Source organism: Actinosynnema sp. CA-299493, assembly GCF_050946825.1.
Lineage (GTDB): Bacteria > Actinomycetota > Actinomycetes > Mycobacteriales > Pseudonocardiaceae > Actinosynnema.
The window spans coordinates 2694300-2715410 of sequence record NZ_CP191993.1 but is presented as its reverse complement, the minus strand read 5'-3'; the positions used below and the strand labels follow the sequence as shown (position 1 = coordinate 2715410).

Below are 21111 nucleotides of genomic sequence, written 5' to 3'. Positions count from 1 at the left end.
GCAGACCGGCAGCCCGCAGATCGGCAAGCCCGCAGACCGGGACGCCGCAGACCGGGACGCCGCCGGCCGCGGCCCGGAACTCCGCCCGGGTCACCCGAGAGCCCGCGACCCGGGTCACCGGGGAGCCGGTGGCCCGGGTCGCGGCCGAGGTGCTAGCAGATGGACTGCCTGCTGTTGACCAGCGTGTTGTTGCGGAACGTGGTGTTGGTCCCGCAGGGGTTCTCGGTGATGGCCGAGTTGGTGACGGTCAGGTTCTGGATGGTGATGTCCCGCGTCACCGGGAACTCGCTGCGCGCCGCCAGTCGGATCTCGCCACCGCCGCTGACGCTGCCGCCCTGGGCGGCGATGTTCACGTTGTAGCAGTTCTCGATCAGGATCGCGTTGTTGCCGGTGTTGGCGATGTCGATCCGGTCGATCTGCAGGCCGCCGCTCTCCGACACGCAGAAGATGCCACGACCGCCGCCCCGGGCCTTCACCGTGCCCACCCGGACGTTGACCGGGTAGCTGCTGCCGACCCGGCCGTTGCGGTTGGCGGTGCGGAACGCGGCGTAGCCGGTGCCGGCGCCCGCGTTCTCGGCGTCGACCGTGCCCACCGTGGCGTTGATCGTCTGGTTGAGCAGCAGGCCCGACTCGCCGACGCCGCGCGCCACCACCGTGCCGATGGTCAGCCCGTCCACCCCGTAGGTCTCCACGGCGTGCGAGCTGGCGCCCTGCACGTAGGCGTAGTCGAGGCGGATGTTGCGGCTCCACTGGCTGGTGTCGCCGCGGTTGTCGATGCGCACGCCCAAGCCCCGGGACAGGCGCATGGTCACGGTGCCGATCACCACGTTGGTGACGTTGCGCATGAAGATGCCGTACACCGGGCTGCCGGTGAGGGTGAGGTTCTGGACCTCGATGTCCCGGACGCCGCGCGCGTAGACCGGGGCGTAGTCGCCCGAACCGGAACCGGTGACGTCGATGGTGCCGCACAGGTCGATCGTGGTGTAGCTGCGCATCGAGTACCGCTCGCCCGCGGGGATGGAGCCGGACGCCCGGACGACGATCCGCTCCTTCGAGGTGCGGTTCGCGGTGAGGCTGTCGTTGGCCGCCTGCAGCGCGGCGCGCAGGCTGCTGCCGGTGTAGACCGTGCTGCTGCCCCGGCGGGCGGTGAAGCTGCTGCCGGACCCGGTGACCTCGGCCTGGTACGACCCGTCACCGCAGGCGGCCTGCGCCTCCGGCGCGGCGACCTGGAGCAGCGCCGCTGTCAACGCTGACACGGCGAGTAGTGCTTTCATAGGACGATCTCCTGAGGTTGGTAAGCGCTTTCCTGCGGTGGCGGCGGAGATCTTGGCGGTGGACGGCACGGGGAGGTGGGAGTGGTGGTGGCCCGCCGAGGGACGTGGCGGGCCACCACCGGGCTTCCGGACTGGGAGCGTTCCCAGGACTATCCGGTAGTGAATCGGACAACGGAATGCCCGTCAAGGCCCTGCCGGAAGAACGACGCGAGCTCCGCCGTGCCCGGTGCGAGGGCCGCAGTGCCGGGCACCCGCGTCCGGGTGCCCTCAGCAGGGTCCGGCTCGGGTCGGAGCGCGGACGCCTCGGCCCCACCCCGCAGGAGCCGGGGTGGGGCCGAGGGCGAGCGCGGTGGAGCGGTCAGCCGCGACCGCGGCGCTTGGTCCACACGTCGTAGGCGACGGCGGCCAGCAGCACCAGGCCCTTGACCAGCATCACCCGTTCGCTGGGCGCGCCGATCAACGACATGCCGTTGTTGATCACGCCCATGATCAGGCCGCCGGTGATCGCGCCGACCACCCGGCCCACGCCGCCCTGCACCGCCGCGCCGCCGATGAACGCCGCCGCGATCGCGTCCAGCTCGAACGCGTTGCCCGCGGTCGGGCCGGCCTGGTTGAGCCGACCGGCGAAGATCACGCCCGCCAGCGCGGACAGCACGCCCATGTTCACGAACACCCAGAACGTGACCTGCTTGACCTTCACGCCGGACAGCGTCGCGGCCTGGAGGTTGCCGCCGATGGCGTAGATGTGCCGGCCGAAGACCGACTTGTTCGCCATCACCGAGTAGCCCAGCGCCAGCACCGCGAGCAGCACCAGCACCCACGGCAGGTTGCGGAACCGGGCCAGCTGCACGACCACGGCCAGCACCACGGCCGCCGCCAGCGCGATCTTCGCCACGAAGACCGGGAACGGGTCGACGACCTGCCCGTAGCTCAGCCGGGCCTTGCGGTTGCGCCACTGGTTGAACGCGAACCCGACCACCACCGCGACGCCGACCAGCAGGCTGACCAGGTCCGCGCCGCCCAGCGGGCCGAGCCCGACGTTGCCGAGGTAGCCCTCGGTGAAGCCGTTGGCCAGGGTGCGGATCTGGTCCGGGAACGGGCCGATGCCCTGGTTGCCCAGCACGGTCAGGGTGAGCGCGCGGAACACGAGCATGCCGCCCAGCGTCACGATGAACGCGGGGATGCCGAAGAACGCCACCCAGTAGCCCTGCGCCGCGCCGATCACCGCGCCCGCGAGCAGCGTGATCAGCACCGCCAGCGGCCACGGCAGGCCCATCTGCACGGTCAGCACCGCGCAGATCGCGCCGGTCAGCGCGACCACCGAGCCCACGGACAGGTCGATGTGGCCGCCGATGATCACCAGGATCATGCCGATGGCCAGGATCAGCACGTACGAGTTCTGCACGATGATGTTGGAGATGTTCTGCGGTGTCAGCAGAGCGCCGTCCGTCAGCACCGTGAAGAGCACCACGATCAGCGCGAACGCGATGTAGATGCCGGACTGGCGCAGGTTGATCGTGAACCTGCGCTGCGGCCCGGACTGCTTCGAGACCGGCGTGGCCGCGGTCTTGGTGGTCATGAGGTCTGTCCCTGGGTCATGTGGTGCATCAAGCGTTCCTGGGTGGCTTCCGCGCGGTCGAACTCGCCGGTGACGCGGCCCTCGGACAGGGTGTAGACCCGGTCGCACAGGCCGAGCAGCTCCGGCAGCTCGGAGGAGATGACCAGCACCGCGCGGCCCTGGTCGGCCAGGTCGTTGATGATCGAGTAGATCTCATACTTCGCGCCGACGTCGATGCCGCGGGTGGGCTCGTCGAGGATGAGCACGTCCGGGTCGGTGAACATCCACTTCGCCAGCACGACCTTCTGCTGGTTGCCGCCCGACAGCGACGACGTCGTGGTGCCCACGCCGGGCGCCTTGATGTTCATCGAACGCCGGTACCGCTCGGCGACCGAGTGCTCCTCGTTCTCGTTCACCCAGCCGCGCGGCGCCAGCTTGTGCAACCCGGCCGCGGACACGTTGAGCTTGATGTCCTGGATGAGGTTGAGCCCGTAGCGCTTGCGGTCCTCGCTGACGTAGGCGAGGCCGTGGTCGATGGCCTTGCGGACGGTGCGCGTGTCGATCTCGCGGCCGTCCTTGACCACCCGGCCGGACACGCCGACGCCGTAGGACCGCCCGAACACGCTCATCGCGAGCTCCGTGCGGCCCGCGCCCATCAGGCCGGCGAGTCCCACGATCTCACCGCGCCGCAACGACAACGTGGCGTTGTCGACCACGACCCGGTCCGGCTGGGACGGGCTGCGCACGGTCCAGTCCTCGATGCGCAGCACCTCTTCGCCGATCTCGGGCGTGCGCGGCGGGAAGCGGTTCTCCAGGTCGCGGCCGACCATGCCGGAGATGATCCGGTCCTCGCTCACGTCCTTCGCGGGCAGCGTCTCGATGGTGCGGCCGTCGCGCAGGATCGTGATGCTGTCGGCGATCCTGGTCACCTCGTTGAGCTTGTGCGAGATGATCACCGAGGTGATGCCCTCGTCGCGCAGCCCGTCGAGCAGGTCGAGCAGGTGCGCGGAGTCGTCGTCGTTCAACGCCGCGGTCGGCTCGTCCAGGATCAGCAGCTTCACGTCCTTGGCCAGGGCCTTGGCGATCTCGACCAGTTGCTGCTTGCCGACGCCGAGGTCGTGCACGGGCGTCGTCGGGTTCTCCCGCAGGCCCACGCGGGCGAGCAGGGCGCCCGCCGCGTGGTTGGTGCGGTTCCAGTCGATGAACCCGCGCTTGGCCCGCTCGTTGCCGAGGAACAGGTTCTCCGCGACGGAGAGCTGACCGCACAGCGCCAGTTCCTGGTGGATGATCACGATGCCGCGCCGCTCGCTGTCGCGGACGCCGCCGAACGAGCAGGGTTGGCCCTCGAAGACGATCTCGCCCTCGTACGAGCCGTGCGGGTGCACGCCGGAGAGCACCTTCATCAGCGTGGACTTGCCCGCGCCGTTCTCACCGCAGATCGCGTGGATCTCACCGCGCCGCACGCCGAGCGTGACGTCGTGCAGCGCGGTGACCCCGGCGAACCGCTTGGTGATGCCGCGCATCACCAGGATTTCGTCGGACATGGTGTGCAAACCCTACTTCAGCTGATCCGCGGTGTAGTAGCCGCTGTCGACGAGCACCTTCTGGTAGTTGCCCTTGTCCACGATCACGGACTCGAGCAGGTACGACGGCACGACCTTCTTGCCGTTGTCGTAGTCCTTCTCGTTGTTGACCTCGGGCTTGCCGCCCTTGAGCACGGCGTCGGCCATCTTCACGGTGGTCGCCGCGAGCTCGCGGGTGTCCTTGTAGATGGTCGAGTACTGCTCGCCGGCGATGATCGACTTCACCGAGGCGACCTCGGCGTCCTGGCCGGTGACGATCGGGTACGGGTTGCCGCCGGTGCCGTAGCCGCTGCTCTTGAGCGCGGACAGGATGCCGATGGACAGGCCGTCGTACGGGGACAGCACGCCGTTCACCTGCGCGCCGCCGTAGGAGGAGGTCAGCAGGTCCTCCATCCGCTTCTGGGCCGTGGCCGGGTCCCAGCGCAGGATGGCGACCGTCTTGAAGTCGGTCTGGCCGCTCTTGACCACCAGCGTGCCCTTGTCGATGTGCGGCTTCAGCACCGACATCGCGCCGTTGAAGAAGAATGTGGCGTTGTTGTCGTCCGGCGAGCCGGCGAACAGCTCCACGTTCAGCGGGCCGGTCGCGGTGCCCGGGGTGCCGTCGGCGTTGAGCACCTTCAGCCCGGTCAGCAGCGAGGTCGCCTGCTGCACGCCGACCTTGAAGTTGTCGAAGGTGGCGTAGTAGTCGACGCTGTCGGTGTTGCGCAGCAGCCGGTCGTAGGCGATGACCGGGATGTTGGCGTCCTGCGCCTGCTGCAGCTGCGACGTGATCGCGGTGCCGTCGATCGAGGCCACGATGAGCAGCTTCGCGCCCTTGGTGATCTGGTTCTCGATCTGGTTGGCCTGCGTCGGGATGTCGTTCTCGGCGTACTGGAGGTCGACCTTGTAGCCCTTCTCCTCCAACGCCTTCTTGATGTTGTCGCCGTCGTGGATCCAGCGTTCGGACGACCGGGTCGGCATGGTGACGCCGACGAGCGCGCCCTCCGTGGAACCGGTCTGCTGGTCGACGGACTTCTCCGCCGACCCGCAGGCGGCGAGCATCAGGCCGGCCGCGGTGATGGCGGCGATCCGCGGAAACCTCATTGTTTCTTCTCTCTCCCTTGATGTGGTGCTTCGCGCCGGGGTCAACCGGCGCGGGACCGACCGGCTCGGGGCCGGTCGGTCCGCAACCGGCTAGCGCAGACCCTGCGCGAGTCGGAAGTACGCCTGGTTCCAGCGCAGGCGGTCGCCGAACGACGCGGTCGTCGTGTCCTGGTCGATGACCACCAGCTCGGTGTTCACCATGGTGGCGAAGTCGCGCAGCGTATCCGAGCCCACGGCCTGCGTCATCACGGTGTGGTGAGGTCCACCCGCGGTCAGCCACGACTCGGCCGACGTGGACAGCGACGGCGCGGGCTTCCACACCGCGCGCGCGACCGGCAGGTTCGGCAGCGGCTCGTCCGGCGGCACGACCTCGACCTCGTTGGCCACCAACCGGAAGCGCTCGCCCAGGTCGGCCAGGCCCACCACGACGGCGGGACCCGGTGCCGCGTCGAACACCAGCCGCACCGGGTCCTCCCGGCCGCCGATGCCCAGCGCGTGCACCTCGCACGACGGCTGGTCGGCCGCGATGGTCGGGCAGACCTCCAGCATGTGCGCGCCGAGGATCTTCGGCTCGCCCGGCCCGAAGTGGTAGGTGTAGTCCTCCATGAACGACGTGCCGCGGCCCGTGCCCGTGCCCATCGCCTTCACCGCGGCCAGCAGGGCGGAGGTCTTCCAGTCGCCCTCGCCGCCGAAGCCGTAGCCGTCGGCCATCAGCCGCTGCACGGCCAGGCCCGGCAGCTGCCGCAGCCCGCCCAGGTCCTCGAAGTTCGTGGTGAACGCGCCGAAGCCGCCCTCGGTGAGGAAGCGGCGCAACCCGGCCTCGATGCGGGCGGCGTAGCGCAGCGAGTCGTGCCGGTCGGCGCCCTTGTCCAGCTCCGGCGCGAGCCGGTAGGTCTCGGCGTACTCGGCGACCAGGACGTCGATCTCGTCCTCGCCGACCGCGTCCACCAGCTCGACCAGGTCGTTCACGCCGTAGGTGTTCACCGAGACGCCGAAGCGCAGCTCGGCCTCCACCTTGTCGCCCTCGGTCACCGCGACGCCGCGCATGTTGTCGCCGAACCGGGCCAGCTTCATCCCGTTGAGGTGGCTGTAGCCGGTGGCGGCGCGCACCCAGCCGTCGATCCGGTCGGCCAGCACCGGGTCGCTCGCGTGGCCCGCCACGGTCTTGCGCGGCACGCCGAGCCTGGTCTGGATGAACCCGAACTCGCGGTCGCCGTGCGCGGCCTGGTTGAGGTTCATGAAGTCCATGTCGATGGTCGACCACGGCAACGCCTCGTTGAGCTGCGTGTGCAGGTGCAGCAGCGGCTTGCGCAGCGCGTCCAGCCCGGTGATCCACATCTTCGCGGGCGAGAACGTGTGCATCCACGCGATCACGCCGATGCACGACGGGTCGGCGTTCGCCGCGAGCATGACGTCGCGGATGGCGGCGGTGTCGGTCAGCACCGGCTGCCACACCACCTCCGCGGCGATCCGGCCCGACTCGGTGAGCATCCGCTGGATCTGCTGCGACTGCCGGGCCACCTGCTCGAGCGTTTCCGGGCCGTAGAGGTGCTGGCTCCCGGTCAGGAACCAGACTTGCGGCTTCCCAGCACGCGACATGCGGGGCTCCCCTCGTGGGCTCATTGCCCGTAGACGTTCTGGTAACGGGCGTACAGGCTGTCGATGTGGTGCTGCTCGATCGGTTTCGGCGTGCCGAGCTGGTGTGCGAAGTGGACGGTGCGGGCCACGTCCTCCACCATCACCGCGGCCTTCACCGCCGCCCGCGCGTCCTTGCCGATCGTGAACGGGCCGTGGTTGCGCATCAGCACGGCGGGCGACCGGCTGCCGCGCAGCGTCTCCACGATGCCCTGGCCGATCGAGTCGTCGCCGATCAGCGCGAACGGGCCGACCGGGACGTCCCCGCCGAACTCGTCGGCGATCATCGTGAGCACGCACGGGATCGGCTCGCCGCGCGCCGCCCACGCCGTGGCGTACGGGGAGTGCGTGTGCACCACTCCGCCGACCTCGGGCATGTGCCGGTACACGTAGGCGTGCGCGGCGGTGTCCGACGACGGCGAGTAGTCGCCTTCCACCAGGTTGCCGTGCAGGTCGGTGACGACCATGGCCTCGGGGGTCAGCTCGTCGTAGGACACGCCGGAGGGCTTGATGACCATCAGGTCCCGGCCGGGCACGCGGGCCGAGACGTTGCCCGCGGTCCAGATCACCAGCTCGTAGCGGGTCAGCTCGCGGTGCAGGTCGGCGACGGTGCGCCGCAGGTCGGAGATCGCGGACACCGACTACTCCCCCTTCACGGCGCGGCGACGCGCCTTGAGCCGGTGCATGACCTCGTTCGCGCCGCGGCCGAAGTAGTCGTGCAGCTCCTGGTACTCCACGAACATCCGCTCGTAGGCCTCGACGTTGTCCGGGATCGGCAGGTACGCGCCGCGCTTGATCGAGCCCATCGCCTTGGCGGCGGCGTGGATGTCGTCGTAGGCCTTCGCCGCGACGGCCGCGTGCATCGCCGAGCCCAGCGCGGGCCCCTGCTCGGAGCCGATCACCGACAGCGGCAGGTTCGTCACGTCGGCGTAGATCTGCATCAGCAGCGGGTTGCGCAGCAGGCCGCCCGCGATGACCAGTTCGGTCACCGGGATGCCCGCGTCGGTGTAGGAGTCCACGATGACGCGCGTGCCGTAGGCGGTGGCCTCCAGCAGCGCCCGGTAGGTGTCCTCGGCGCGGGTGGCCAGCGTCTGCCCGACGATGACGCCCGACAGCTCGTGGTCCACCAGCACCGAGCGGTTGCCGCTGTGCCAGTCCAGCGCGATCAGGCCGTGCTCGCCGATGCGCTGCTGCGCGGCCAGCTCGGTCAGCAGCTCGTGCACCGAGATGCCGCGCGCCCGCGCCTGCTCGTGGTACTCCGCCGGCACGCCGTGCTCGACGAACCAGGCGAAGATGTCGCCCACGCCGCTCTGCCCGGACTCGTAGCCCCACAGGCCGGGCACGATCCCGCCGTCCACCACGCCGCACATGCCCGGCACGTCGGCCAGCACGTCGGCGTTCATCACGTGGCACGTGGAGGTGCCCATGATCGCGACCATCTGGCCCGGTTCGACGGCCCGCGCGGCGGGCGCGGTCACGTGCGCGTCGACGTTGCCGACGGCCACCGCGATGCCGGGCTTGAGGCCGGTCCACGCGGCGGCCTGCTCGGTGAGCCCGCCGGCCCGGTCGCCGAGCTGGCCCAGCGGGTGCTCCAGCTTGTCGGAGACGAAGGTCGCGAAGTCGGGGTTGAGCGCGGACAGGAAGTCCGCGGACGGGTAGCCGTCCTGGTAGATGCCCTTGTAGCCGGCCGTGCACGCGTTGCGCACGTAGGTGCCGGCGAGCTGCCAGACGATCCAGTCGGCGGCCTCGACCCAGTGGTCCATCGCCGCGTAGACCTCGGGCGCCTCTTCGAGCAGCTGGAGGCCCTTGGCGAACTCCCACTCCGAGGAGATCAGGCCGCCGTAGCGGGGCAGCCAGCCCTCGCCGCGCTGCTCGGCCAGGTGGTTGATCCGGTCCGCCTGCGGCTGGGCCGCGTGGTGCTTCCACAGCTTCACGTACGCGTGCGGGTCGCCGGCGAACTCGGGCAGCTCGTTGAGCGGCGTGCCGTCGGACGTGACCGGGACCATCGTGCACGCGGTGAAGTCCGTGCCGATGCCGATCACGTCGGCCGGGTCGACCCCGGCGTCGGCCAGGGCCGCGGGCACCGCGTGCTTGAGCACGTCCACGTAGTCCTGGGGCACCTGCAACGCCCAGTCGGGGGGCAACGGGCGCCCGTCGGGCAGGGCGCGGTCCAGCACGCCGTGCCGGTAGTCGTGCACCGCGGTGCCGAGTTCGAGGCCGTCGCGCACCCGCACGACCACCGCGCGGCCGGACAACGTGCCGAAGTCGACACCCACCACCAATGGATCGCTCGCCATGAGGGGCAGTGTTATCGCTAACATTCATGACGTCAAGACCTGCCCGCAACGTGGTGTTAAAGAGTTAGTGAGCGTGCACAAAACCCGGTGTTCAGCGAGGTGCGGGTCCCGTGCCGTCCCCCACCTCAGCGTAGGCGGGTTCGGGCCGTGCGCGGGCCCGCAGATGGGCGGAGACCGGACGAAAATGTTGCGGGAACCCCGACCGCGGGCGAGGTGACGGTATCCGGCCTGCCCGGACGCCGTGCGGGCGGTGCGAGGCCGCGCCGGCGGTCGAGTCGGGCCGTGAGAGAGGCACTACACCGCGTCACCGGCCGGTCGAGCCGCACCGCGTCACCGGTCGGATCACGCGCCGGGGGCGCTACCGGCGTCGTCGGGTCACGCGGAGCCGGCGGCACGACGCTGTGCCGCCGGCCCGGTCACTGCACGGGCGGCGCGACGCTGTCCCGCTTCACCAGGGCCGGTGGGACGTTGCGCTGCGGCGCGCCCACCTCCCCGTCGGACACCTGGGCCAGCAGCAGCTCCAGCGTCTCCTTGGCGACGGCGTGGAAGTCCGGCCTGATGGTCGTCAGCGGCGGGATGAAGTAGGCCGCCTCCGGCACGTCGTCGAACCCCACGATGCTCACGTCGTGCGGCACCCGGCGGCCTCGCTCGCTCATCGCGCGCAGGATGCCGAGCGCCAGGTGGTCGTTCGCCGCGAAGATCGCGGTGACCTCCGGCATCCGGGCCAGCATCTGGCCCGCCCGGTAGCCCGAGGCCGCGCTCCAGTCCGCCGGCACGACCGGCGGCACCTCCAGGCCCGCCGTCTCCAGCGCCGACCGCCAACCCCTTATGCGGCCGAGGCTGTCGAACCAGTCCGACGGCCCCGAGACGTGCCACACCGTGCGGTGGCCCGCCTCCAGCAGGTGGGTGGTCGCCGCGAACGCGCCCGCCGCCTGGTCCACCGTCACCAGCGGCGTGGACCGCTCCGGGTCGCCGTCCACCGTGACCAGCGGGATGCCGGCGGACACGTCGCCGACCGCGTCGTTGGCCGACGCGGTCGGCGCGATGACCACTATCCCGGCGACCCGCTGGTCGCGGTGGCGTTCCACGGCGTCGGAGATGGAGTTGCGGTCCAGCACGTCCACCCGGCCCACGCTCACCGCGAACCCCGCCTCGGCCGCCGCCGCCTCGAACGCGGCCAGCAGCGACGCGGGACCGTAGAGCGTCGAGTTCTGCGCCACCACCCCGATCAGCTGCGACCGGCCGGTCACCAGCGCGCGGGCCGCTTTGTTGGGCCGGTAGCCCAGTTCCGCGATGGCCGCGCGCACCCGCAGCCGGGTCTGCTCCCGGACGTTGGGGTGCCCGTTCAGCACCCTCGACACCGTCTGGTGCGAGACCCCGGCGAGTCGGGCGACATCCGTCATCGCGGGATCGCGCGAGGTCCTGTGCTCCACTAGCGCCCCATCTCCCCTGTCGACCTGCACACCTTCGAACTGGATGTTAGCGATAACACGCCCGGTTGACCGCGAAGGCACTCCCGGACATTGTCCACCAAGGACCGCTCCCACCTGCGCAGGACGCGTCAGGACACCCTGAATGTCGCACGTTCCCGGGCGCGTCGGTCACCACCCGGCTTGGACACGACCAACCGCCCGGTGTCGTGCGCGAGGTAGGCGTCGGTGTCCGCGGCCGGGCGCAACGACACGCCGGCCCGGTCGGTCAGCCCCTGCTCCCGCACGAACGACGCGGCCCGGCCGTAGGCGTCGGTGTCCTCGAACGGGTCGACCCGGACCGCGCCGCCGTCGACCCGCGCGTAGCGGTCCGGGAAGTTGACCGACTGGAGCGCCACCGTGCCCGCGCCGAGGAAACCGGGCACGAACCGGAACTGCGAGTCGGCCAGGTCGCGCACGTCGCCGTCCACCCGGAGCTTGTACTCGAAGTGCCGCACGACCAGGGTCGGCGCGTCGGCGGGCGACAGCCGCACCACCGGCCCGCCCTTCCCGACCGGCACGCCGAAGCAGGGCGTGCCGTCGGCGTTCCAGCGCAGCTCCTGCACCCGGGTGTGCCGGTTCGGGTCGAACAGCGGGTCGCCGGTGATCGCCCGGTAGTCGCGGGCGTGGTAGACCAGCACGTCCCGGTCCCCGACCGTGGTGAACGAGTTGTGCCCCGGGCCGTACTGGCGGGTGGCGTCGTTCGTGGTGAAGACCGGCGTCGGCGTCTTGGTCCACGACCGCGCGTCGAGCAGGTTGGCGTTCTCGTCCGCGGTGAGCAGCCCCATGCAGTAGCGGGCGTCGGTGGCGCTGGCGGAGAAGGTCACGAAGACCCGGCCGTTGCGGATGAGCACCGCCGCGCCCTCGTTGACCCGGAAGCCCTGCACCTCCCAGTCCAGCGTCGGCGTGGCGATGCGCACCGGCGTCGTCCTCAGCGTGAGCGGCGAGGCCATCTCGGCGATGTAGAGGTTGGTGTTGGTGTCGATGCCCGGCTCGTGCTGCGCCCACAGGAAGTACCGCTTGCCGCGGTGCTCGAAGGTGGTCGCGTCGAGGGTGAAGGTCTCCCACGCGGTGACCACCTGCCCCTTCAGCTCCCAGCCTCCCTCGCGCGGGTCGTCCTTGGCGGACTCCAGCACGTAGGTGCGGATGCGGAACGGGTCGTCGGAGTCGCCGGCGGCGAAGTAGACGTACCACTTGCCGTCGATGCGGTGCAGCTCCGGCGCCCAGATGTAGCCGCCCATCTTCCCGGACGGCGGTCGCCGCCAGATGGTGCGCTCCCGGGCGTCCGCGAGCCCGTCGAGGGTGGCGGCGCCGCGGACCACGACCCGGTCGTACTCGGGCACCGAGCCGGTGAGGTAGTACATGCCGTTCACCGGCCGGGTGATGAACGGGTCGGCGCGCTGCTCGACCAGGGGGTTGCGGGTGGGCAGCCCGCCGGGGGCGGTCGAGGCGGCCTCGGGGCCGCCCTGCGCGGAGACGGCCGACGCGGAGGCGGTCAGGCCGCCCGCCACGGCCAGCGCGCCGCCGGCGCGGAACAGGCTTCTGCGGTCCAGGGACACGGGAGCTCCGATCGCGGAGGTGCTGGGCGGGGTCATCGGCGGCGGTCCTTGATGCGCAGGAACGTGACCGAGTTCGGCGGGAACGTGTGGGTGAAGGAGCTCGACACCCGCACCTGCGTCTGCCTGGCCTTCACCGGTTGGGTGAACTCGGTGTTCACGTCGTCGGGCAGGCCCTCCAGCACGGTGGCCCTGGCGGTCGGCACCACCCAGGAGCCCCGGCCCAGGTCGATCTTCGTGCGGGCGGCGTTCGACTGCGCGTTGACGACCTTGACGATCAGCTCGCCGGTCGCCTCGTCGCGGGTGACCACCTGGCGGAACGGCTCCGGGTTCTTGTTCGCCTCGTCGGTGAACGCGGCCCACAGCCGCCCGTCGATGAAGAGCTTCACGGCGCGGTCGCGGACCTCGACCCGCAGGTCGTAGGTCCGGCCGGTCTCGATCTTGGTGTCGTCGGCGTGGAACACGCGAGAGGAGTTGCCGCCGTCCACCGCGGAGCGGGTGTTGTTCCAGCCGCCGAGGTTCCAGAAGAACGGGTTGCCCGTGCCGTTGACCGCGAACGGGATCAGGAAGCCCTCGCTGCCCGACAGCTTGGTGGCCTTCACGCTGAAGGTGACGTTGTTCCAGGTCGGGTCGCCCGCGGTCATCAGGGGGTTGGTGGCCGCGGTGTCGGACTGCACGAAACGCCCGTCCACCACGCCCCAGCTGCCCGCGCCGTTGCCCGTCCAGGCGCCGCTGTCGACGGAGAAGTCGTCGGCGAACAGCTCACGGCCGTCGGCGGAGGTGACCTTCACGTCGTCGTAGGCCACGGAGGTGGCCCAGGAGGAGAGGCCGATGGCGCCGGTGATCGGCGCGGGGCTCCACGGCGTGCCGGACGCCGTGCTCCCGACCACGTGGTCGCCGACGTTGGTCATGAACAGCTTCTGCACCTCGTAGGAGGTCGAGCCCCAGGAGGCGTGGTTGTTGAACCAGATCATGTCCGGCCGCCACTGCACGTAGTCCTCGTTCGACAGCAGCGGCGCGTAGGAGGCGAGCTTGACCACGTCCGCGTTGCGCTCCAGGCCGGTCATGAACGCGGCCTCGGCGAGGGCGTTGGCGTACCGGTTGTCCTGCGAGGCGTACTCGCCCAGGAACACCTCGGGGCCGTTGCGGTCGTAGCCGTCGTAGCGGTCGTTGTTCTCCAGGAACCAGCTCGGGCTGTTGTAGTAGTGCTCGTCGACCAGGTCGACGCCCGCGTCGCGGTTGAGCTGCCACAGCCGGTCGAAGTTGGCGCCGGTGTCGTCGGGGCCGGAGTTGCCGACCACCGTGATGTCCGGGTGCTCGGCCTCGATGGCGGCGCGGAACCGGGTGAACCGGGCGAAGTACTCGTCGGCCAGCGTCTCCTCGTTGCCCACCGAGACGTGCGTGAGCCCGAACGGCGCCGGGTGGCCCATCTCGGCCCGCTTGCGGCCCCACGTCGAGTCGGCCGGGCCGTTCGCGAACTCGATCAGGTCGAGGGTGTCCTGGATGTGCCGCCGCAGCAGCGCGGGGTCGTCGGTGGCCCGGTTCTGGCCGCAGCCGGTGACCAGGGCGGGCACCACGGGCAGCGGCATCGCGCCGATGTCCTCGGAGAACTGGAAGTACTCGTAGTAGCCCAGGCCGTAGGACTGGTTGTAACCCCAGAAGTTCCAGTTGGTGGCGCGCTGCTCGACCGGGCCGATGGTGTCCTTCCACTGGAAGGAGCGGCGGCGCTCGAAGCCCGGCGCGTCGTAGCCCTGGTGGCTGCCGGTGTTGACCAGGCACCCGCCGGGGAAGCGGACGAAGCCCGGGTCGAGGGCCGCGATCTTCTCCGCCAGGTCCTTGCGCAGGCCGTGGCCCTTGAAGGTGTCCTGCGGGAACAGGGACACCATGTCGAGCCGCAAGGTGCCCGTGCCGCCCGCGTTCAGCAGCAGTCGACCGGTGGTGGACGACTCGCGCGCGGTGAACGCGCCGGTGTACTCGGTCCAGCCGTCACCCCTGACCCGGACCTCCACCGGCGGCGCGAGGTCCTTGCCCGCCGGGTCGGTCAGGCCGACGCGCAGCGGCGTGCCGGCGGCCTGGTCGGTGCGGGCCCAGGCGGAGAAGTCGTAGCGCTTGCCCTTCTCCACCGCGACGCCCGAGTTGTAGCCGGCGTTGATCACCCCGGCGGGCAGGCCGAGGCGCAGGTGGTGGCGGTTGCGCTCGTTCATCCGGGCGTCGTCGTCCACCACGTCCAGCGTGCCGCCGGTCGGCGCCCACCCCGTCAGCGGCGTGTAGGCGGCGTTGTCGGCGGTGCTGTACTCGAACGACCTGTTCTGCACCAGCTCGGCGTACAGGCCGCCGTCGGCGGCGCGGTTGATGTCCTCGAAGAAGACGCCGTACATCGTGTCGTCGATCGTCGCGCCCTTGGCGGTGGGATCGATGGTGAGGGTGTAGTCGGTGTCGGCGGCCGTGCCCGAGGCGGGCACGGCGACGAGCAGGGTCGCGGTCAGAGCCGCGGCCATCACGACGCGGGACATGCGTGCTCCTGTGAGGGGGTCAGGGGAAGGCGGCGCGGACGCGGTCGAGCTCGACCTCGGTGACCGGCAGCACGGTGCCGTGCCGCGGTCGGCTGGGCAGCTCGTAGCCGGTGGCGGGGGTCCACTCGCCGGAGGCGAGGTCGGTGGTCTCGAACGGCACGTAGCCGCGTCCGCCGAACTCGTCGATGAACAGGTACCAGCGGTCCTCGGTGTTGGACTTGAACACCGTCGGCCCCTCGCCCTGGTTGATCGAGCCCTTGCCGATGCAGTCGGCGACGAAGTCGTAGGACGTGTCGCGCAGCCGCGCGGACCTCTCGGCCAGGATGAACTTGCCGCACGGCGTGGTGGACGTGGTGTTCCGCTCGTCCTTGGTGAACCGGTAGTACTCGTCGCCGTGCTTGATCACGGTGGAGTCGATGACCGAGTAGCCCGGGTCGACCCACACCTGCGGCTCGCTGAACGTGCGGAAGTCGCGCGTGGTCGCGTAGAGCATCTTGTTGTAGGTGTCGCCGGTGTGCCCCGGGTCGTCCTCGGCGTAGAGCTTCGAGGCCCAGAACACCACGTAGGCGCCGATCGACTCGTCGTAGTACGCCTCGGGCGCCCACGTGTTGCCCGCCGTCTCCGGCGAGACCGGCACGTGGCGCTGCCGACCCCAGTCGACGAGGTCGGTGGACTCCCAGACCTCGACGTACCGGCTGCCCCGGCGCTGCGCCAGGTCCCAGTTGCCGTTGCCGTGCACCTTCAGGTCGGTGGCGATGAGGTAGAACTTGTCCCCCTCGGGGGACCGGATGATGAACGGGTCGCGCACGCCCTTGTCGCCCAGCGACGACGTCAGCACGGGGTTGCCCCCGTTCAGCTCGTCCCACTTGAGCGCGTCGTCGCCGCGGCTGGCGGCGAAGTGGACCTGCTCGCCGGTCGCCGAGCCCTCGCCGGTGAAGTAGCCGAACAGGTAACCCTCGTAGTCCTGCTTCTCCGGCAGGGGCGTGACGGTGACCTTGAACTTCTTGCGGGTGGTCTCCCGGCCGGCCCGGATCTCGGCGGTGAGCCGCACCTTCACCGGCTTCTCGCCGAACGCGGGCCGGGTGACCTCGCCGGTGGGCGTGATGGTCCCGGGCTTGCTGCTCCGCCACGTGATCGTGGTGCCGTGCAGGCCCGTGGCGGGCAGGGTGATGTTGCCCCGGATGTCGTCCTCGTCCCACACCACCAGCGCGGCGTCGGCCTCGGCGACCTTCTCGTCGTCGGTCAACTGCGGGCGCACGGTGACCTGGAAGTCGCGGGTCTGCCCGAACGCGGTCGCGGTGAGCGTCACGGTCACGGGCGCGCCGCCGGGCGCGGGACGGGTGACGACGCCGCCGGCGGACACGACGGCGGGGTCGCCGGACCGCCAGGTGACGGCGGAGCCGTAGGGGCCGGTGGTGGGCAGGGTCAGGTTCGCGGTGACGGCGGAGGTGTCGCCGAGGTCGATCGCGGCCAGGTCGCGGCGGCCCTTCTCGTCGTCGGCGACGAAGCCGAGGTCGTGCGCCTCGGCCGCGGTGAGGGCGCGGTCGTAGAGGCGGAAGTCGCGGACCGCGCCCTTGAGGTGGCGGTCGCCGCCGTAGACGGAGCGGCCGATGTGGTTGGCGGTCGTCGCGCCGCCGCCGATCATCGCCGGGGTGGTCGTGACGCCGGTCTTGCGGGCGACCTCGACGCCGTCCTCGTACAGCACGGCGGTGCCGCCGCCGAGGGTGTAGGTAAGCGTTTTCCAGACACCCCTGGCGAGATCGCGCCCCGCCGTCACGGTCTGCTCCGTCGACCAGTTGCCGGTGGCGATGGACGACCGGTAGGCGTTCCCGGTGGTGAACAGGTAGCCGTTGCCGGCCGTGCCCGAGGAGTTGCCCAGGCCGTAGACGAAGTAGGGCGTCGCCTGGTCGGGCGCGATGCGCACCTGGAGCGAGACGCTGACTTCGGACAAGCCGCGCAGGAGGTCGTCGGGCAGCTTCACGTGGCCGTCCACGCCGCCGAGCTGAAGGCCTTCAGGCCCGCCCGGGGTGGCGTCCCCGATAACGGTTGCGTTGCGACCTCCGCCCGAGGTGTCGGCCACGACGGCGCCGTCGGTTTCGGTGAGGGGGTAGTGCAGCACGAGCCCGTCGGCGGCGGATGCCGGCGGAGCGCTCGAAGCCGCCGCGGCCACCGCCGCGACGAGTATCGCGACAAGGGTGCGTGGACGATGGCGAAGGGTGACCATGTGAGGGCGTCGCTCTCGTCTGGCGCGCGGCGCGGAGCCGCGGATGAACAGGGCATCCGGGTGAACGGGTGGGCTGTGTCACAAAAGTGAGCGCTAACATACGACCGGCCTAACAAACGTGTCAAGGATGCAAAGTTGACGTTTCCGGGGGGTTGACTGGCCGATTGTGAGCGTTCACTCTTGTGCCCCAGGTGACCACCGTCACGCGGTTCGCCGTTCCCGTCAGTGTCTCGGGTTCACACGGAGGAAGACCAGTGTTGAAGAAGATCACGACCGCCGCCGCCGCGGTCCTGTTGGCCGCGTTGACCGCGTGCGGATCCGGCGGGTCCGGGGACGCGGGGTCGACGGGCGCCCCCAAGGGCAACGACGACGGCAAGATCACGATGGGCTTCGCCCAGGTGGGCGCCGAGAGCGGCTGGCGCACCGCGAACACCAAGTCGGTCCAGGAGGAGGCCGCGGCCGCCGGGATCGAGCTCAAGTTCTCCGACGCGCAGCAGAAGCAGGAGAACCAGATCAAGGCGATCCGGTCCTACATCCAGCAGAAGGTGGACGTCATCGCCTTCAGCCCGGTGGTGGAGACCGGCTGGGACGCCGTGCTGCTGGAGGCCAAGCGCGCGAACATCCCGGTGATCCTGACCGACCGCGCGGTCGACTCCGACGACACGTCGCTCTACAAGACGTTCCTCGGCTCGGACTTCGTGGAAGAGGGCAAGAAGGCCGGCGAGTGGCTGAAGACCAACGCGGCGGGCGCGAAGAACGTCGTCGAGCTCCAGGGCACCACGGGCGCGGCGCCGGCGATCGACCGCAAGAAGGGCTTCGAGGACGCCATCGCGGGCACCGACCTGAAGGTCGTGGCCACGCAGACCGGTGACTTCACGCGGTCGGGCGGCAAGCAGGTCATGGAGGCGTTCCTGAAGTCGGTGCCGCAGATCGACGTGGTCTACGCGCACAACGACGACATGGGCCTGGGCGCCATCGAGGCGATCAAGGCCGCGGGCAAGGTGCCCGGCAAGGACATCAAGATCATCACCGTGGACGCGGTGAAGGACGGCATGACCGCGCTGGCCGCCGGTGAGATCAACTTCATCGTCGAGTGCAACCCGCTGCTCGGCAAGCAGCTGATGGAGCTGGCCAAGAAGGTCGTCGCGGGCGAGGAGGTGCCGCCGCGGGTGGTCACCGAGGAGGGCACGTTCACCGTCGAGCAGGCGAAGACCGAGCTCCCCAACCGCAAGTACTGATCCCGAGCCGCGGTCCCCGCCACCCACCGGGTGTGGTGGCGGGGGCCGCTCCCGTCGTTGTCGTGTGAGGGTCTTGTCGTGAGGTTCTTGTGGTGAGGGTCGCGTGAGGGGAGTTGTCCGGTGACCGAGCCGGTCGTCGACATGCGGGGCATCTCGGTGGAGTTCCCCGGAGTGAAAGCCCTGCAAGAGGTGGATTTCCGGCTGTTCCCCGGCGAGGTCCACGCGTTGATGGGCGAGAACGGAGCGGGCAAGTCGACGCTCATCAAGGCGTTGACGGGCGTGCACGCGCTCGCGGCGGGCGAGATCCGCTACGCGGGCGAGTCCGTCTCGTTCCACGGTCCCGCGCAGGCGCAGGCCGCCGGGATCAGCACGGTGTACCAAGAGGTCAACCTGTGCGGGAACCTCACCGTGGCGGAGAACATCCTGCTCGGGCGCGAGCCGCGCAAGTTCGGCCGCATCGACGGCAAGGCGATGCGCGCCCGTGCCGCCGAGCTCCTGGCGCGCATCGGGCTGCACGTCGACCCGGGCTCGGTGTTGGAGAGCCACCCGATCGCCGTGCAGCAGCTCGTCGCCATCGCGCGGGCCGTCGCGGTGGACGCGCGGGTGCTCGTGCTGGACGAGCCGACGTCGAGCCTGGACGCCGACGAGGTCGCGGAGCTGTTCCGGATCATCCGGGTGCTGCGCGACGAGGGTGTCGCGGTGCTGTTCGTGACGCACTTCCTGGAGCAGGTCTACGAGATCTCCGACCGGATGACGGTGCTGCGCAACGGCCGCCTGGTCGGCGAGCACCTGACCGCGTCGCTGAGCCGGATCGACCTGGTGTCCGCGATGCTGGGCCGCGAGATGGGCGTGCTGGAGGAGATCGAGCGCCGCTCGGGCAAGCCGGGCCAGGCGTTCCTGGTGGCGGAGGGCGTGGGGCGCAAGGGCTCCGTCGCGCCGTTCGACCTGGAGGTCAGGTCGGGCGAGGTGGTCGGGCTGGCCGGGCTGCTCGGCTCGGGCCGCACCGAGGTGGCGCGGCTGCTGTTCGGCGCGGACAAGGCCGATTCGGGCCAGGTCCTGGTCAACGGCAAGCCGCTGCGGCTGACCGGGCCCAGGGCGGCGATCGGGGCCGGCATCGCGTTCTCGTCGGAGGACCGCAAGGCCGAGGGCATCGTGGCCGACCTGAGCGTGCGGGACAACCTGATCCTGGCGATGCAGGCCGCGCGCGGCTGGGCCAGGCCCGTGCCGCGCAAGCTGGCCGACGAGCTGGTCGCGAAGTACATCGAGCTGCTGGACATCCGGCCCGCCGACCCCGACCGGGCGGTCGGCAACCTGTCCGGCGGCAACCAGCAGAAGGTGCTGCTGGCCCGGTGGCTGGTGACCGAGCCGAAGCTGCTGATCCTGGACGAGCCGACGCGCGGCATCGACGTCGGCGCGAAGGCGCAGATCCAGAAGGTCGTCGCGGACCTGGCCGCGGAGGGCATGGCCGTGCTGTTCATCTCCGCCGAGCTGGAGGAGGTGGTGCGCGTGTCCGACCGGGTCGTGGTGATGCGCGACCGGCACAAGGTGGCCGAGCTGGACGGTGACGTGGGCGTGGACGACGTGATGGCGCTCATCGCGGGCGGCGGCGACCACGGCGTGGACGAGGACGTGCGGAAGGCGGTGGTGTCGTGAAGAACCGACTGCTGTGGCCGGTGATCGCGCTGGTCGCGCTGCTGGTGCTGAACGTGGTGGTGACGCCGTCGTTCTTCTCGCTGCGGTTGCAGGACGGCCACCTCTACGGCAGCCTCATCGACATCCTGCGCAACGGCGCGCCGACGCTGCTGATCGCGCTGGGCATGACGCTGGTGATCGCGACCCGGGGCATCGACCTGTCGGTGGGCGCGGTCGCGGCGATCGCGGGCGCGGTGACGTGCACGTACATCGCCTCGGGCGGTGACGCGTGGATCGGCATGGGCCTGGCGCTCGTCCTGTGCGGCGTGCTGGGGCTGTGGAACGGGTTCCTGGTGTCGGTGCTGGGCATCCAGCCGATCATCGCCACGCTGGTGCTGATGACGGCCGGGCGCGGTATCGCGATGCTCATCACCGAGGGGCAGATCGTCACGGTGGACTCGCCGGCCTTCCGGGAGGTGGGCGCGGGGTTCGTGGTGCTGCCGATCGCGATCCTGATCAGCCTGGCGGTGCTGGGCCTGGTCGCGCTGGTGACCCGGCGCACGGCGCTGGGGATGCTGATCGAGTCGGTCGGGGTGAACCCGTCGGCGTCGCGGCTGGCCGGCGTGCGGGCGCGCACGATCATCTGGACGGTGTACGTGTTCGCGGCCCTGTGCGCGGCCGTGGCCGGGTTGATGATCAGCTCGAACGTGAGCGCGGCGGACGCCAACAACGCCGGTCTGTGGATCGAGATGGACGCGATCCTGGCCGTCGTCATCGGCGGCACGTCGCTGGCCGGCGGCCGGTACTCGTTGACCGGCACGCTGCTCGGCGCGTTGATCATCCAGACGTTGACCACGACGGTCTACACGATCGGCATCGCGCCGGAGATCACGCTGGTCTTCAAGGCGATCGTGGTGATCGCGGTGTGCCTGTTGCAGGCGCCGGTCCGGATTCGGGTTCGTGGGGTTCGTGGGAAGCAAGGGGTGCCCGCGTGAAGCAGCAGACAGTGGTCGTGGAGCCGGAGGTCGCCGCGTCGGGCGCACCGGGTC

General features: G+C 70.4%; 14 protein-coding genes. 3 read left to right on the top strand and 11 right to left on the bottom strand.

The annotated features are described in order from the left end of the window. Positions 1-152: 152 nt before the first annotated feature. The 11 genes from ACQPYE_RS12925 to ACQPYE_RS12875 form a co-directional block, all read right to left on the bottom strand. Positions 153-1256, bottom strand: coding sequence for a hypothetical protein (locus tag ACQPYE_RS12925; protein ID WP_498721352.1), 1104 nt, complete (start codon positions 1254-1256; stop codon positions 153-155). A 376-nt stretch (positions 1257-1632) separates the two neighbouring features. Then, positions 1633-2853 (bottom strand): multiple monosaccharide ABC transporter permease, encoded by a 1221-nt coding sequence (gene mmsB / locus ACQPYE_RS12920; protein WP_498721351.1) that lies wholly within the window; start codon positions 2851-2853, stop codon positions 1633-1635. Continuing rightward, positions 2850-4376, bottom strand: coding sequence for a multiple monosaccharide ABC transporter ATP-binding protein (gene mmsA, locus ACQPYE_RS12915; RefSeq protein ID WP_498721350.1), 1527 nt, complete (start codon positions 4374-4376; stop codon positions 2850-2852). Before mmsA ends, mmsB begins: the two co-directional genes overlap by 4 nt. 12 nt (positions 4377-4388) lie before the next feature. Continuing rightward, complete coding sequence (chvE, locus tag ACQPYE_RS12910; RefSeq protein WP_498721349.1) at positions 4389-5498, bottom strand: multiple monosaccharide ABC transporter substrate-binding protein; 1110 nt, start codon at positions 5496-5498, stop codon at positions 4389-4391. A gap of 90 nt (positions 5499-5588) precedes the next feature. Then, entirely contained in the window at positions 5589-7097 is a 1509-nt protein-coding gene (araA, locus tag ACQPYE_RS12905; protein WP_498721348.1) for an L-arabinose isomerase, read from the bottom strand. Positions 7098-7117: 20 nt separating this feature from the next. Beyond that, positions 7118-7771: an L-ribulose-5-phosphate 4-epimerase gene (locus ACQPYE_RS12900; RefSeq protein ID WP_498721347.1), complete on the bottom strand. Its 654-nt coding sequence runs from the start codon at positions 7769-7771 to the stop codon at positions 7118-7120. A gap of 3 nt (positions 7772-7774) precedes the next feature. After that, on the bottom strand, positions 7775-9430 hold the full coding sequence (gene araB / locus ACQPYE_RS12895; protein WP_498721346.1) for a ribulokinase: 1656 nt from the start codon (positions 9428-9430) through the stop codon (positions 7775-7777). A gap of 416 nt (positions 9431-9846) precedes the next feature. After that, positions 9847-10833 (bottom strand): LacI family DNA-binding transcriptional regulator, encoded by a 987-nt coding sequence (locus ACQPYE_RS12890; RefSeq protein WP_498721345.1) that lies wholly within the window; start codon positions 10831-10833, stop codon positions 9847-9849. Positions 10834-10991: 158 nt separating this feature from the next. After that, on the bottom strand, positions 10992-12494 hold the full coding sequence (locus ACQPYE_RS12885) for a family 43 glycosylhydrolase (protein WP_498721344.1): 1503 nt from the start codon (positions 12492-12494) through the stop codon (positions 10992-10994). Beyond that, complete coding sequence (locus ACQPYE_RS12880; protein ID WP_498721343.1) at positions 12491-14968, bottom strand: alpha-L-arabinofuranosidase family protein; 2478 nt, start codon at positions 14966-14968, stop codon at positions 12491-12493. Before ACQPYE_RS12880 ends, ACQPYE_RS12885 begins: the two co-directional genes overlap by 4 nt. A 19-nt stretch (positions 14969-14987) precedes the next feature. Then, positions 14988-16961, bottom strand: a complete 1974-nt coding sequence (locus tag ACQPYE_RS12875) for an immunoglobulin-like domain-containing protein (RefSeq protein WP_498721342.1) — start codon at positions 16959-16961, stop codon at positions 14988-14990. Between the two features lie 485 nt (positions 16962-17446). Here ACQPYE_RS12875 and ACQPYE_RS12870 point away from each other — a divergent pair, with 485 nt between their 5' ends. From ACQPYE_RS12870 to ACQPYE_RS12860, 3 genes are all read left to right on the top strand, one after another. Then, on the top strand, positions 17447-18430 hold the full coding sequence (locus ACQPYE_RS12870) for an ABC transporter substrate-binding protein (RefSeq protein ID WP_498721341.1): 984 nt from the start codon (positions 17447-17449) through the stop codon (positions 18428-18430). A 141-nt stretch (positions 18431-18571) separates the two neighbouring features. Continuing rightward, positions 18572-20083 (top strand): sugar ABC transporter ATP-binding protein, encoded by a 1512-nt coding sequence (locus ACQPYE_RS12865; protein WP_498722895.1) that lies wholly within the window; start codon positions 18572-18574, stop codon positions 20081-20083. Next, positions 20080-21057, top strand: a complete 978-nt coding sequence (locus ACQPYE_RS12860; RefSeq protein WP_498721340.1) for an ABC transporter permease — start codon at positions 20080-20082, stop codon at positions 21055-21057. Before ACQPYE_RS12865 ends, ACQPYE_RS12860 begins: the two co-directional genes overlap by 4 nt. Positions 21058-21111 lie beyond the last annotated feature (54 nt).